12 protein-coding genes are annotated in these 13,552 nt (G+C 71.1%); 5 read left to right on the forward strand and 7 right to left on the reverse strand.

The annotated features are described in order from the left end of the window. The first annotated feature begins 64 nt into the window (after nucleotides 1-64). From ACWEPL_RS12690 to ACWEPL_RS12700, 3 genes are read left to right on the forward strand one after another with little or no spacing between them, the layout of a single operon-like run. A complete protein-coding gene (locus ACWEPL_RS12690; protein WP_452436146.1) occupies nucleotides 65-2,140 on the forward strand; it encodes a DUF6421 family protein in 2,076 nt (691 codons plus the stop codon). Further along, nucleotides 2,137-2,766, forward strand: coding sequence for an SDR family NAD(P)-dependent oxidoreductase (locus tag ACWEPL_RS12695; protein ID WP_350728684.1), 630 nt, complete (start codon nucleotides 2,137-2,139; stop codon nucleotides 2,764-2,766). Before ACWEPL_RS12690 ends, ACWEPL_RS12695 begins: the two co-directional genes overlap by 4 nt. Next, nucleotides 2,763-3,812 carry a threonine aldolase family protein gene (locus ACWEPL_RS12700; RefSeq protein WP_452436147.1) on the forward strand — a complete coding sequence of 350 codons (1,050 nt, stop codon included), beginning with the start codon at nucleotides 2,763-2,765 and terminating at the stop codon, nucleotides 3,810-3,812. Before ACWEPL_RS12695 ends, ACWEPL_RS12700 begins: the two co-directional genes overlap by 4 nt. A gap of 21 nt (nucleotides 3,813-3,833) precedes the next feature. Here the strand turns inward: ACWEPL_RS12700 and ACWEPL_RS12705 are convergent, their stop codons facing one another. Both ACWEPL_RS12705 and ACWEPL_RS12710 read right to left on the reverse strand, forming a co-directional pair. After that, nucleotides 3,834-5,255 (reverse strand): phytoene desaturase family protein, encoded by a 1,422-nt coding sequence (locus ACWEPL_RS12705; protein WP_452436148.1) that lies wholly within the window; start codon nucleotides 5,253-5,255, stop codon nucleotides 3,834-3,836. A gap of 8 nt (nucleotides 5,256-5,263) precedes the next feature. Further along, nucleotides 5,264-5,899, reverse strand: coding sequence for a DUF305 domain-containing protein (locus ACWEPL_RS12710; protein ID WP_363963236.1), 636 nt, complete (start codon nucleotides 5,897-5,899; stop codon nucleotides 5,264-5,266). Between the two features lie 128 nt (nucleotides 5,900-6,027). Between ACWEPL_RS12710 and ACWEPL_RS12715 the strand changes: the two genes are divergently transcribed. Then, nucleotides 6,028-6,741, forward strand: coding sequence for a DUF3105 domain-containing protein (locus ACWEPL_RS12715; RefSeq protein ID WP_363963238.1), 714 nt, complete (start codon nucleotides 6,028-6,030; stop codon nucleotides 6,739-6,741). A 136-nt stretch (nucleotides 6,742-6,877) separates the two neighbouring features. On the opposite strand, the gene ACWEPL_RS12720 is transcribed toward ACWEPL_RS12715, so the two are convergent. Together ACWEPL_RS12720 and ald are read right to left on the reverse strand one after the other, a co-directional pair. Beyond that, nucleotides 6,878-7,381: an EF-hand domain-containing protein gene (locus tag ACWEPL_RS12720; protein WP_350728689.1), complete on the reverse strand. Its 504-nt coding sequence runs from the start codon at nucleotides 7,379-7,381 to the stop codon at nucleotides 6,878-6,880. A 73-nt stretch (nucleotides 7,382-7,454) separates the two neighbouring features. Further along, a complete protein-coding gene (gene ald, locus ACWEPL_RS12725) occupies nucleotides 7,455-8,570 on the reverse strand; it encodes an alanine dehydrogenase (RefSeq protein ID WP_452436149.1) in 1,116 nt (371 codons plus the stop codon). A 148-nt stretch (nucleotides 8,571-8,718) separates the two neighbouring features. Between ald and ACWEPL_RS12730 the strand changes: the two genes are divergently transcribed. Next, nucleotides 8,719-9,660, forward strand: a complete 942-nt coding sequence (locus ACWEPL_RS12730) for an excalibur calcium-binding domain-containing protein (RefSeq protein WP_452436150.1) — start codon at nucleotides 8,719-8,721, stop codon at nucleotides 9,658-9,660. Here ACWEPL_RS12730 and ACWEPL_RS12735 read toward each other — a convergent pair. The 3 genes from ACWEPL_RS12735 to ACWEPL_RS12745 form a co-directional block, all read right to left on the reverse strand. Continuing rightward, nucleotides 9,657-11,036 (reverse strand): NCS2 family permease, encoded by a 1,380-nt coding sequence (locus ACWEPL_RS12735; protein ID WP_363963244.1) that lies wholly within the window; start codon nucleotides 11,034-11,036, stop codon nucleotides 9,657-9,659. The genes ACWEPL_RS12730 and ACWEPL_RS12735 overlap by 4 nt on opposite strands. A gap of 61 nt (nucleotides 11,037-11,097) precedes the next feature. Then, nucleotides 11,098-11,331 (reverse strand): EF-hand domain-containing protein, encoded by a 234-nt coding sequence (locus ACWEPL_RS12740; protein WP_357729518.1) that lies wholly within the window; start codon nucleotides 11,329-11,331, stop codon nucleotides 11,098-11,100. Continuing rightward, nucleotides 11,315-13,519, reverse strand: a complete 2,205-nt coding sequence (locus ACWEPL_RS12745; RefSeq protein ID WP_452436152.1) for a molybdopterin cofactor-binding domain-containing protein — start codon at nucleotides 13,517-13,519, stop codon at nucleotides 11,315-11,317. Before ACWEPL_RS12745 ends, ACWEPL_RS12740 begins: the two co-directional genes overlap by 17 nt. Nucleotides 13,520-13,552 lie beyond the last annotated feature (33 nt).

Raw genomic sequence — 13,552 nt, forward strand, 5'->3', positions numbered from 1 at the left:
GGCGGTACATGGAGCATCATGTGTATATTTTCCGTCAGAAGGCGGTAGATACAGGAGATATTTCATGCAAGCGTTCCCTCGGGTGCTGTTCGACGAGGCTCACAGCGAGTCGTGGACCGTCCGGCGCGAGGTGGCCGAGGCCATCAACCCCGCCCATCCCGACGACAACAGCTACGCCCGCGCGGCCGGGCTGCTCCGGCATCTGGGGCACACGGTCGGCGCCCACACGTCCGGCGCGCTCACGCCCGAGACGCTCGCCGAGCAGGATGTCCTGGTGATCGCGCACCCGTCGGGAGAGCGGTGGGAACGTACCATCGGGCAGGGCAGCCCCCTCTTCACCGCCGCCGAGCTGGACGCGATCGAGTCCTTCGTCGCCGACGGCGGCGGGCTGGTGGTGCTGGCCGAGGAGGAGCAGGACAAGTACGGCAACAACCTGCGTGAGCTGCTCGGGCGGTTCGGGGTGGGCGTGGCGCACACCACCGTGCGCGACCCGAAGAACGCGCACCGGGACGTGGCCACCTGGGTGCTCGCCGAGCCCGCCACCACCTCCGGCCTGCTCGCCGGGGTCCGCGCGGCCTGCTTCTACCGCACCGGCGTCCTCACGATGGCGAGTGAGGGCGCGGGCGAGGGCGAGGTGCTGTTCGCGACCTCGCCGACCGCCGACCCGGCGGGCGCGCCGCTGGCCGCCGCCGTCCGGTACGGCAAGGGGCGCGTGGTCGCGTTCGCCGACTCCGACCTCTTCGGCGACGACTCCATCGAGGACTACGACCACCGGCGCCTTTGGGGGAATGTGGTCACCTGGGCCGCCCGCGTCCCGGACGCCGGCGACGCCGCCGGGTCGCGCGACGAGGCCAAGGCGGCCGGGTTCGCCCGGCTCAAGGCGGCCGTCGAGGAGCTGCGTCCGCTGCAGGTCAAGGACGGCTCGGTGCCGGAGGAGAAGGAGCGGGCGAAGGCGCTGGTGGCCGGGATCGGCGCGCGCCTGGGCGAAATATCGCCATATTTCCCGCATGACGCCGCGTACCTCCAGGCCGTCCAGGCGGACCTGGCGAAGTGGGCCGAGCAGGACCTCGGCGTGCCCGACTTCCTCGACTCGCTCGACCTGTTCCACCCCGACACCCAGCGCGAGGACGGGCTGGAGCACGTCGTGGTCTTCCCCATGTACACCCAGAACGGCAACCCCGCCCGCAACCTGGAGGCCGTCTGGATCCGGACGATCTGGCCGGACTGGCTGGCCGACTTGGAGGCGGGCGGCTACGACAACCCGATGTTCGTGCCGATCGCGTTCGAGGACTTCACCTCCGGCTACGACACCCACTCCGCCGTGCTCTTCCCCGAGACGGTCGCGGTGCGGCAGGCTCCGGCGCGCTTCACCTGGGGCGGGATCTTCGCCGACCGCGAGGCCGCCAGGTTCAGGCGGGTGTCGCAGGCCGCCGCCGAGACGCTCAAGCTCGACCTGCCGCCGGACGCGGCCAGGCTGCTGGCCTCGCAGCGGCTCGCGCAGGACACGTTCGTGCTCTGGGACCTGGTCCACGACCGCACCCACAGCCACGGGGACCTGCCGTTCGACCCGTTCATGATCAAGCAGCGGATGCCGTACTGGCTGTACTCGCTGGAGGAGCTGCGCTGCGACCTGACCGCGTTCGGGGAGGCCGTCAAGCTGGAGGCCCGGGGCGTGCCGCACGCGCGGTACGTGCAGGTGGCGATCCTGTTCGACCGGCTGTTCAGGTTCCCGATCACCGGGGAGCGGGTGCGGAACTACGACGGGCTCGGCGGGCAGTTGCTCTTCGCGTACCTGCACCGCAACGACATCGTGCGCTGGACGGACAACCGGCTCACGATCGACTGGGAGCGGGTCGCGGACGGGGTCGCCGACCTGCGGGGCGAGGTCGAGAAGCTGTATCGCGACAGCATCGACCGGTCCAAGCTGGCGCACTGGCTGGCGGCGTACGAGCTGGTGGGCGCGTACGTGGCGCCGCATCCCGGCTCCGTCTGGGCCAAGGGCGTCCAGGCGCTGCCGGAGGAGCAGAAGGCCAAGGTGGACGCGGTGCTGCCGGACGAGTTCCCCCTGAGCATGTTCTACGAGGCGCTGCGCCGTAAGCTGGCCGAAGTGGTCGAATCGACTAAGGGACTTCGCGCATGATCATTCTGGTTACGGGTGCTGGAGGGCCGACAGGGGAGGCCGTTTCCGAATATTTCCGGAAAAATGGCCATACGGTGATCGGGGTCGACAAGGAGGACGTCGACCTGCTCGACCGTACCGCCGTACAGGGCCTGGCCGACTGGATCGAGCGCGATCACGGCCGCGTGGACGGCGTGGTGCACCTGGTCGGCGGCTGGCGCGGCGCCGGCTCGTTCGCCGAGACCAGCCTCGACGACTGGGATCTCCTGCACGACCTGTTGATCCGCACGCTCCAGAACGTGTCGCTGGCCTTCGAGCCGCTGCTGCGGGACAGCGACAACGGCCGCTTCGTGATCGTCTCGGCCAAGGCGGCCGAGCGGCCCTCCGCCGGGGGCGCCGCCTACGCGGCGGCCAAGGCGGCGGCGGAGGCGTGGACGCTCTCCCTCGCCGACGCGCTCTCCGGCACCGGCAGCGCGGCCACCATCCTGGTGGTCAAGGCCCTGGTGAACGACGCCATGCGGGCCGAGAAGCCCGCCGCGAAGTTCGCCGGATTCACCGACGTACACGACCTCGCGGAGGCCATCGGCGGCCTCTACGACCGCCCCGCCGCCGAGGTCAACGGCACCCGATTGGACCTTACTGCGTGACTTCCCGGCACGACCCCCGGCTCAAGGCGTTCGCCAGCGACAACTACGCCGGGGTGCACCCCGAGATCCTCCAGGCGATCGCCGCCGCCAACGGCGGCCACCAGACGGCCTACGGCGAGGACGTCTACACCGAGGCCATGGCGGAGGTCTTCAAGCGGCACTTCGGCGAGCAGGCGCAGGCCTGGCCGGTCTTCAACGGCACCGCCGCGAACGTCGTCTCCCTCCGTTCGATGACCGCCCACTGGGAGGCGGTCATCTGCGCGGAAAGCGCCCACATCCACACCGACGAGGGTGGCGCGCCCGAGGTGGCGGGCGGCATCAAGCTGCTCACCGTGCCCACGCCCGACGGCAAGCTCACGCCGGAGCTGATCGACCGGCAGGCGTGGGGGTTCGGCGACGTGCACCGGGCGCAGCCGCGCGTGGTGTCCATCTCCAACACCACCGAGCTCGGCACCCTCTACACGGCCGACGAGATCGCGGCGATCTGCTCGCACGCCCATGACCTGGGGCTGCTCGTCCACCTCGACGGCTCCCGCCTCACCAACGCCGCCGCCGCCCTCGACGTCCCGCTGCGGGCCCTCACGACGGACGTGGGGGTGGACGTGCTCTCCTTCGGCGGCACCAAGATCGGGCTGCTGTACGGCGAGGCCGTCGTCGTCCTCAACCCGGCCGCCGCCAGCGGGGTCGACTACATCCGCAAGACCTTCATGCAGCTGTCGTCGAAGATGCGCTTCGTGTCGGCGCAGTTCGAGGCGCTGCTGTCGGGCGACCTGTGGCTGCGCAACGCCCGCCAGGCCAACGCCATGGGCCGGCGCCTGGCCGAGGCGGTCAGCGGCATCCCGGGGGTGACGCTCACCCGGCCGGTGGAGGCGAACGCGGTCTTCGCGGTCCTGCCCCGGGACGTGACGGAGCGGCTGGCCAAGCGGTTCCGGTTCTACACGTGGAACGAGGCGACGGGGGAGGTGCGGTGGATGTGCGCCTTCGACACGACGGAGTCCGACGTGGACGCCTTCGCCGCCGCCCTGGCCGACGAAATGCACCCCTGACCCCTGCTCCGCCGGTGGTCGTTATGGCTTGGCGGGGGTGGTCCGCAGGGCGAGGCGGGCCGCCTGCCAGCCGCCCATCCCGTGTACCGACGGGCCGGGTGGGGTGGAGGCCGAGCACAGGAAGACGCCCGGCAGCGGTGTGCGCCACGGCGCCGGCGACCAGACGGGGCGGCGGAGGAACTGGACCAGGCTGGTCAGGCCGCCGGTGATGTCGCCCCCCACCAGGTTGGGGTTGGCGGCCTCCATCGCGGCCGGGCCCATCGTGTGGCGGGCCAGGACGCGGTCTCGGAAGCCGGGCGCGTACCGCTCGATCTGGGTCTCGATGGCGTCCGTCATGTCCACCGTCGAGCCGGCGGGCACGTGGCAATAGGCCCAGAACGTGTGCCCGCCCCTCGTCGGATCCGCCGCGTACGGCTGGACCGCCAGCACGTACGGCCGGGGCGAGTGCCGGCCGGCGGTCGTCTCCGCCTCGCTCAGCGCGATCTCCTCCAGCGTCCCGCCCAGGTGCACCGTGCCCGCGTCCGCCACCGCCGGATCCCGCCACGGCACCGGCCCGTCCAGGGCCCAGTCCATCTTGAAGACGCCGGGACCGTAGCGGAAGCGGGCCAGCCGCCGCCGGTAGCCCGCCGGGAGGTCCGCCATCGCGAGGAACTGCCGGGGCGAGACGTCCAGCACCACCGTCGGCGCCGACAGCTCCGACAGCCGGCGCACGCGGTGGCCGGTGACCGCCTCCCCGCCCAGCGACCTGAGCTCGGCCACCAGCGCGTCGGCCAGCACCTGCGACCCGCCCCGCACCAGCGGCCAGCCCGCCAGGTGGGCCAGGGACGCCAGCATCAGCCCGTATCCGGCGGTGATGGGCGCGCGCAGGTCCCGTACGGAGTGGGCGGCCATGCCCGCGATGAGCGCCCGCCCCTCCACGGTCCGGAACGCCCGCCGGGCGAACGTCGTGGCGGGCAGGGCCGCCGCGAGCCCGAACCCGGCCGCCTGCGCGAACGTACGCGGCCCCGTGGCCCGCCACGGGCCGAGCGGCTTGAGGAGCAGGTCCACCAGCGGGAGCCCGGCGCGGGCGGCCGCGCCCACGGTCGCCAGCCAGGCGCCCGCGTCGAGGCCCAGGCCCTGGGCGGTGCGGTGGGCGTCGCGGTGCACGAGTACGGCCGGGCGGCCGTCGAGCGGATGGGCCACGGGCACCGGAGGATGCGCGAACTCCACACCCGGAAGGTCCAGCGCCCGGAACGCGGGAGAGGCCACCGCCATCGCCATCACCGTCGCGCACAGGTCGTGTACCCGCCCCGGCAGCGTCAGCTCGCCGGAGCGCAGCCCGCCGCCGAACCGGTCGGCGGCCTCCAGCAGCAGCACCCTGCGCCCGGCGCGGGCCAGCGTGACGGCGGCGACGAGCCCGTTGGGCCCGGAGCCCACCACGACCGCGTCGGCGTCCCCGTCCACGGCCGGCCTTACTGGGGCTTGAGGATCGATGGGTAGGGCTGCGCGCCGCGCTGCTTGAGCAGCTCCGTCATGAGCTTGATCTCGCCGCTCTGCCCCTGGACGATCTTCTGCGCCATGCTGACGACCTCGTCGCGCGTGGACAGCTTGAGCAGCCCCTCGGCCATCTGCACACCCCCCTCGTGGTGGCGGATCATCAGCTGCAGGAACAGCACCTCGGCCTGCGTGCCCTGCGCCTCCTTGAGCTGGGTCAGCTCCTGCGGCGTGGCCATACCGGGCATGGAGCCGGGCATGGAGCCGGGCGCGGCGGTGGCGGTGCCGCCGTGGCCGTGGCCGGCCATCCAGGCCATCGGCTTCTGGTCGGTGGCCTGGTCGAGACCCCACTGCTGCAGCCAGCCCAGGAACATGCCGCGCTGGTTGGCCTGGGTGTTGATGATGTCGAAGGCCAGGTTTCTGATCTCCTTGGCCGGGCCCTTGTCCCTGACGATGAACGACATGTCCACGGCCTGGGCGTGATGCGTGGCCATGTCGCGGGCGAACCCGGCCTCGGCCGAGGTGTCGCCGGGCGTGCCGTCACGGCCGAACAGGAAGAATGCGGCCACGGCGAGCACGAGCACGCCGCAGGCGATCAGGATGGGTTTACTCACGGGCTTTTCCATGGCCCGTCCAGCGTACCCACCGATGGCGTCGTGATCGGACGCTTATAAGCGCCTTATTCTCCGCATACGCCGGGAGGCAATAGGGTGACCGGAGTTGGTACGCCGATGGAGGAACGATGACGAAGGAGAAGGCGCAGGCGAGGCGCGAGCATCTTGCGAAGATGCGGGCCGAGCAGAAGCGCAAACAACGCCGCGCCGCGCTGCTCATGTGGGGGACGGGCGGTCTGATCATCGTGGTGCTCGTCGGCGTGGTCGGCTTCTACCTGGTCAAGCAGGCCAGGGAGACCTCGTTGGACGCCGTGGCCAATTACAAGTACGAGGCCGGGCAGCACGTGTGGAACGCGGTCACCTACAAGGAGAACCCTCCGGTGGGCGGCCAGCACAACAACTACTGGCAGGCGTGCTCGGTCTACGACAAGCCCATCCACAGTGAGCACGCCGTGCACTCCATGGAGCACGGGGCCGTCTGGATCACCTACCGGCCCGACCTGCCCAAGGCGCAGGTCGACAAGCTGAAGGAAGTGGCGTCGTCCACGGGCCAGCAGGACTACATGCTGGTCAGCCCGTACCCCAACCTGCCCGCGCCGGTGGTCGCGTCGTCGTGGGGGCACCAGCTCAAGCTGAACGACTCCGCCGACCCGAAGCTGGGGGCGTTCATCAAGAAGTTCCAGAACGGTAAGGACACGCCGGAGCCCGGCGCCACGTGCGGCGGCGAGGACGCCATCACGACGACGGCCGACCAGGCGCCGCTGCCGCCGGAGCCGAAGGCCAACCAGCAGCAGCCGCCGATGGAGACCATCTCGCCGACGCCCAGCCAGTCGCAGAAGTAGCCCGCGCGGGGCCGGTGGGCATCGGCCGGAGCCGGGAACGGCGGTACACCGGAGGGGCGGGTGGGTGGCCCCTTTCGGCGGCGTGGCCGCCCCCTCGTGGGTGTGGGAACTCCGGCCGACGCCCGTGACGGGGCTCTCACACCCCGTCGATGAGGAGGCCCTGACGGGCGCGGGAGTACTCCTCGAAGGAGATGCGGCCGTCACCGTCGGCGTCCACCCGGGAGAAGGCCGCGGCGAGGTCGGTGTCCGCGCGGTTCCAGACGGTGCGGAAATCCTCCATGGTGATCCAGCCGTCGCCGTCGCGGTCCGCGACGGCGAAGGTGGCCCGGGTGATCGGCGCGAGCACGGCTTCGAGCGCGCCCGTGCGTACCAGCGACTCGAAGGACGTGACGTACTCCTCCTTGCTGATCCGCCCGTCGCGGTCGGTGTCGAGGGCCCGGGCGTGGGTGTCCCAGGCGTTGAGGAACGCGTTGACGACCGCCTCGGCCTCGGGCGAGTCCGCGCGCACGCCGGTCTGCTCCAGCCGCCGCTGGGCCAGCGACAGGTAGTCGTATCGGGTCAGGAAGCCGTCGCCGTCGGCGTCCAAGTCCTTGAAGTTGCGCTCCGCGCTCTCGCGGAAGCTGCTCTTCTGCGCCATCATGACTCCGATCAGTTACTCTAAGTAGTCTAACGCTACTTAGCGTAACTCGCACCGGATGTGATGGACAGAAGGCTCACGAAAGAGCGTGTTCGACGGGCGTCCACTCCAGACCGTGCGCCTCGGCCACCGGGCGGCTGGTCAGGTGGCCGTCGTAGGTGCTCAGGCCCAGCGCGAGCGCCGGGTCCTCGCGCATGGCCCGCTTCCAGCCCAGGTCGGCGATGGCCAGCGCGTACGGCAGCGTCACGTTCGTCAGCGCGAACGTCGAGGTGTGCGGCACCGCGCCGGGCATGTTGGCCACGCAGTAGAAGATCGAGTCGTGCACCCGGTACGTGGGCCGCTCATGCGTGGTCGGCCGGGAGTCCTCGAAGCAGCCGCCCTGGTCGATCGCGATGTCCACCAGCACCGAGCCCGGCTTCATCCGGCTCACGAGGTCGTTGCTCACCAGCGTCGGCGCCTTGGCGCCGGGCACCAGCACCGCGCCGATGACCAGGTCGGCCTCCGTCACCGCCTGCTCGATCTCCAGGGTGTTGGAGGCGACGGTCTGGCAATGGCCCTGGTAGATCAGGTCGGCCTGGCGCAGCTTGTCGATGTTGTTGTCGAGCAGCAGCACCTCGGCCTGCATGCCGAGGGCGATGGCGGCGGCGTTCATGCCGGACACGCCGGCTCCGATGACCACGACCTGCGCCGCGCGCACGCCGGAGACGCCCCCTATCAGCACGCCCCTGCCGCCTCCCGAGCGCATCAGGTGGTACGCGCCCACCTGCGGCGCCAGCCTGCCCGCCACCTCGGACATGGGCGCGAGCAGCGGCAGCGCCCGGTTGGCGGTCTGGACGGTCTCGTAGGCGACGGCGGTGCTGCCGGAGTCGAGCAGGGCCTGCGTGCAGGGCCTGGACGCGGCCAGGTGCAGGTACGTGAACAGCACCTGCCCCTTGCGCAGCCGGTGGTACTCCTCCGGCACCGGCTCCTTCACCTTCATGACCATGTCGGCGGCCGCCCAGACCTCGTCGGCGTCCGGGACCATGACGGCCCCCGCCGCGGCGAAGTCGTCGTCGGGGATCGCGGAGCCGACGCCCGCCCCCTGTTCCACGAAGACCCGATGCCCGTGGCGCACGAACTCGTGCACTCCGGCCGGGGTAAGGGCCACCCGATATTCGCTGTTCTTGAGCTCTTTCGGAACACCGACTTTCATGGCCGAACTCTTCTCGCTCTTGTGCGCTTACGTCTCCATTCTTCCTCTCTCCCCCGAATAGGTGAGGATTATCGGGCTGATTACCCCGGTGCCGCCGTACCTCGATAGGCTCACCGGCAGTCCGAACGTCAGGATGGGATCGCCATAGATGGACAAGCCGGAAGAGCCGCCGCCCGCGGACCCCGGGGAGCCGAAGGCCAGCAAGGCCACCACCATCTTGCTGATCGTCTCGCTCGTGCTCGTCGTGCTGGTCGCGGGAGTGGTCGGCTCGATCGCCGTCCTGATGACCAAAAATCCCGACACGCCGCTCCTGGGTGCCGCGCCGATGCAGCAGCTGGCCGTGCCCATCCACTTCGCCCCCGTACGGGAGGCCAAGGCCGCGCCGTGCCCCGGCGCGGAGGCCGTGCTCGACCAGGAGCAGAAGAACTGCTACTTCCTGGAGGACGGCGTCACCGTCGACACCGTGCAGCGGATCGAGCCGGTGCGCGAGAAGGACGGCCAATACTCCGTGCGCATCGCGATCGCCCCGCGGTTCAAGGAGCGCCTGGTGCAGCTCATCGACGAGCTGGTGCCCGAGCAGCGGCAGGTGGCCATCGTGCTGGCCCCCGCGCAGCCTGACGCGCCCAAGGTCGTGCTGGCGGCGCCCGTCGTCACCCAGTACATGGACGGCGACAGCATGAGCATCTCGGGCTTCGAGAAGGAGGAGGCCGACGCGCTGGTGACCCGCCTGCTGGGCACCACGCCGGGCGCGTCCACGCAGCCCACGGACCCGGCCTCGCAGCCGCAGCAGCCCGGCGGCACCCCGCCGCAGAACAACCAGACCCCTCCGGGCCAGCAGAACAACCCTCCGGGCCAGCAGAACACCACCCCCGGCACCGCCACCACCCCCGGCACCAACCCCGCCGCCACGGGCCCCGCCACGGGCCCCGCGTCAGGCCCGCGGCGCACCCCCGACAAGCGCTACGCCGGCTGCAAGGAGGCCGTGGCCGCCGGGGACGGCCCCTACTACAAGGGCACCCACGAGGAATACTCCTGGTACGTGGACGTCGACGGCAACGGCGTGGCCTGCAACAGCGGCGACATGCGCTAACCGAACAGCTCCTCCAGCCCGTCGATCGCGAAGTAGGCCACGAAGATCAGCGAGACGATCCAGAGCAGCCACGGGATCTCGGAGAAGCGCCCCCTGGCGGCCTTGACGAGGGTGTAGGCGATCACGCCGGCGCCCACCCCGTTCGTGATCGAATAGGTGAACGGCATGAACGCGATCGTCAGGAACGCCGGGATGGCCACGTCCAGCTCGTCCCAGGGCACGTTCCTGCTCTGCGTCATCATCAGCGCCCCGACCAGCACCAGCGCGGGCGCGGCAGCGGCGGCGGGCACCACCGAGGCCAGCGGCGTGAACAGCAGCGTCAGCCCCAGCAGCGCGCCGGTCGCCACGCTGGCCAGACCGGTCCGCGCGCCCTCGCCGACGCCCGCGGCGGACTCGACGAAGACGGTGTTCGCCGAGGAGCTCACCGAGCCGCCGATCATGCCCGCCACGCCGTCCACGGTCAGGATGCGGCCCAGCCGGGGCACCTGGCCCCGCTCGTCCACCATCCCGGCCTCGTCGCTCACGCCGATGATCGTGCCCATCGCGTCGAAGAACCCCGACAGCACCAGCGTGAACAGCACCACGGCCGCCGTCAGCGCCCCCGCCCTGCCGAACCCGCCGAACAGGTCGAACGCGCCCACCAGCCCGAAGTCCGGCGCCGCGACCAGGCGCTCCGGCACATGCGGCGTGACCACGCCCCATGACCGGGGCGGGACCTTGGCGACCGAGTTGACCAGGATGGCCAGGGCCGCCGTCACGACGATGCTGATCAGGATCGCGGCCGGGGTCCTGCGGACGAACAGGACGATCATCAGGAGCAGGCCGAAGCAGAACACGACGACCGGCCAGCCGACGAGGTGGCCCGTCGCGCCGAGCTGCACGGGCGTGCCGGTGCCCCGCGTCACGAACCCGGAGTCCACCAGCCCGATCAGGGCGATGAACAGCCCGATGCCCACGCTGATGGCGTGTTTGAGCGCGAGCGGGATGGCGTTCATGATCAGCGTGCGCAGGCCCGTCACGGCCAGCACGATGATGACGAAGCCCTCCAGCACCACCAGGCCCATGGCCTGGGCCCACGTCATGTGCGGCGCGGCCTGGTAGGCGACCACCGCGTTGAGGCCGAGCCCGGCGGCCAGGCCGAAGGGCGCGTTGCCGACGAAGGCCATCAGCAGCGTGGAGACGGCCGCGGCGAGCGCGGTGGAGGTGGTGAGCTGGGCGATGGAGAGCCGGGCGCCCGTGACGTCCGTGGCGCCGGCCAGGATGATCGGGTTGAGCAGGATGATGTAGGCCATGGCCACGAACGTGGTGACCCCGCCACGCACCTCGCGGCCGACGGTCGTCCCCCGCCCGGTGAGCTCGAAGAAACGGTCGAGCACCCGCCATCCCCCTTCGCATGATCAAGGGGGATGGCGCATAGCTACCCGGCGGGTGAGGAGATCACGCCTTCTCGTGGCGCCCGTGACCCACGAGCCCCATGAACTCCTCCAGCCCGATCGTCCCGTCGCCGTCGTTGTCGGCCGACTTGATGAACGCCTCGATCTCGCTCTCGGACGCGCCCTGCCCGCCCAGCGCCTCGTTGGCCCGGCGGATCTCGTCGGCCGTCAGCAGGCCGTCACCGTCGGTGTCGAAGCGCCGGAACTCCGCCTCGGCCGCTTCACGAGCGCTTGCCATCGGATACCCCCATTGTCGATCCGTCATCAAACAACGCGATATCTTCTGGCCTAATCGGAACCCGAGTCAACCGCAGCCCGGTCGCGGCCCGCACGGCGGCGGCTACGGCGGGGGTGGAGGAGAGCGTCGGGGGCTCGCCCGCGCCGCGCAACCCGTACGGCGCCGCAGGATCCGCATTTTCCAGGATCTTCATCTGCATCGGCGGCATGTCGAGGATCGTGGGGATGAGGTAGTCCGTGAACGACGGGTTCAGCACCCGGCCGTCGCGGACCTGGATCTCCTCCATGAGCGCCAGCCCGAGCCCCTGCGCGGACCCGCCCTGGATCTGGCCCTCGAGGGCCTGCGGGTTCAGGATGCGGCCCACGTCCTGGACGGCCGCCAGCTCGACCACCTTGACCAGGCCCAGCTCCACGTCCACGTCCACGACGGCCCGGTGCACGCACAGGGCGAGCTGGGTGTGGGAGTCGCCCTGCCCGGTGATCGGGTCCATCGGGTACGTGGGGCGGTGCCGGTACTCGCGCGTCTCCTCGATCGGCCCGAACTTCTCCAGCGCCTCCTCCGGCGGCAGCCCGTTGAAGCGCTTGCGCACCGCCTCGCAGGCGGCCCGCACCGCCCCGCCCGTGACGTACGACTGGCGCGAGGCCGACGACGAGCCGGCCGAGCCGACGGAGGTGTCGGCGGTGGCCACGGTCACGTTCGCGATGCCCAGCTCGGTGCGGGCGATCTGGGCCTGGATCGTCACCAGGCCCTGGCCCACCTCGGCGGCGGCCGTGTGCACGGTGACGTGCGGCTCACCGCCCACCAGTTCGGCGCGGACCCTGGCCGTGGAGTAGTCGTCGAAGCCCTCGGAGAAGCAGATGTTCTTGATGCCGACGCCGTAGCCGATGCCGCGGCGCACCGACTCGCCGTGCGTGGTCTGGGACACGCCCCCGGGCATCGACCGCAGGTCATCAAGGGGTTCCGACGGTAGCGCCATCGCCTCCAGGTCGCGCAGCATCTCGGCGAGCGGGGCCGGGGAGTCGATCACCTGGCCGGTGATGAGGTGGGAGCCCTGGGAGACGGCGTTGCGCACGCGGATCTCCACGGGCGACAGGCCGCACGCCTCGGCCAGCCGGTCCATCTGCGACTCGTACGCGTAGCACGCCTGGACCGCGCCGAAGCCGCGCATCGCGCCGCACGGCGGGTTGTTGGTGTAGACGCCGGTGGCGTCTATCTGCACGTTCTCCACCTCGTACGGCCCCACGCCCAGCGACGCGGCGTTGCCGACCACGGCGGGGGAGGAGGAGCAGTACGCGCCGCCGTCCAGCAGGATGTCGGCCTTGACGTAGACCAGCTTGCCGTCGCGGGTCGCGCCGTGCTCGTAGCGCATCCGGGCCGGGTGGCGGTGCACGTGGCCGAAGAACGACTCCTCCCGGCCGTACACGATCTTCACGGGCCGGTTCAGCCGCAGCGCCAGCATGCACGCGTGCACCTGCATCGACAGGTCCTCGCGGGCGCCGAACGCGCCGCCGACGCCGGACAGCGTCAGGCGCACCTTGTCCGGGGGCAGGCCGAGGCAGGGGGCGAGCTGGTCGCGGTCCACGTGCAGCCACTGGGTGGCGATGTAGAGGTCGACGCCGCCGTCCTCGGCCGGGACCGCCAGGCCGGACTCGGGGCCGAGGAAGGCCTGGTCCTGCATGCCGACCTCGTACTCGCCGGTGACCACGACCTCGGCCTCGAACGTGTCGCCCCGCCGCACCGGCTGGTGCCGCACGAAACGCCGGGACCGGCGGGGGTCGGTCACGGCCTCGCGCACCTCGTACTCGACCACGATGGCCGCCGCCGCCCTGCGCGCGGTCTCGGGGTGGTCGGCGGCGACCACCGCCACCGGCTCGCCCTGGAAGCGGACCTGGTCGATGGCCAGCACCGGCTGGTCCTTGTGGTCGAGCCCGTAGAACTTCTCGCCCGGCACGTCCTCGTGCGTCAGCACGGTCAGCACGCCCGGGATCTTCAGCGCGGGCCCCACGTCGATCGACCGGATCCAGGCCGACGGGTGCGGGCTGCGCAGCGTCGCGCCCCACACCATGCCGTCCAGCCACAGGTCGGAGGCGTAGGCGAACTCGCCGGTCACCTTCAGCGTCGCGTCGGGCCGCCGCGCGCTCTCACCGACCCCCGCGCCGTGCAGGGTCGTGTACGCGGTCTCCGTCATCTTCCGAGTAGAGCACCGCCGCCGCGCCGGATC

The organism is Nonomuraea sp. NPDC004186 (assembly GCF_053603495.1).

What these genes read in the sequence shown, in the direction of transcription:
- ACWEPL_RS12730 (WP_452436150.1), top strand. Translation starts at nt 8,719, where the DNA reads ATGGACAAGCCGGAAGAGCCGCCGCCCGCGGACCCCGGGGAGCCGAAG.
- ald (WP_452436149.1), bottom strand. Translation starts at nt 8,570, where the DNA reads ATGAAAGTCGGTGTTCCGAAAGAGCTCAAGAACAGCGAATATCGGGTG.
- ACWEPL_RS12690 (WP_452436146.1), top strand. Translation starts at nt 65, where the DNA reads ATGCAAGCGTTCCCTCGGGTGCTGTTCGACGAGGCTCACAGCGAGTCG.
- ACWEPL_RS12695 (WP_350728684.1), top strand. Translation starts at nt 2,137, where the DNA reads ATGATCATTCTGGTTACGGGTGCTGGAGGGCCGACAGGGGAGGCCGTT.
- ACWEPL_RS12720 (WP_350728689.1), bottom strand. Translation starts at nt 7,381, where the DNA reads ATGATGGCGCAGAAGAGCAGCTTCCGCGAGAGCGCGGAGCGCAACTTC.
- ACWEPL_RS12715 (WP_363963238.1), top strand. Translation starts at nt 6,028, where the DNA reads ATGACGAAGGAGAAGGCGCAGGCGAGGCGCGAGCATCTTGCGAAGATG.
- ACWEPL_RS12740 (WP_357729518.1), bottom strand. Translation starts at nt 11,331, where the DNA reads ATGGCAAGCGCTCGTGAAGCGGCCGAGGCGGAGTTCCGGCGCTTCGAC.
- ACWEPL_RS12745 (WP_452436152.1), bottom strand. Translation starts at nt 13,519, where the DNA reads ATGACGGAGACCGCGTACACGACCCTGCACGGCGCGGGGGTCGGTGAG.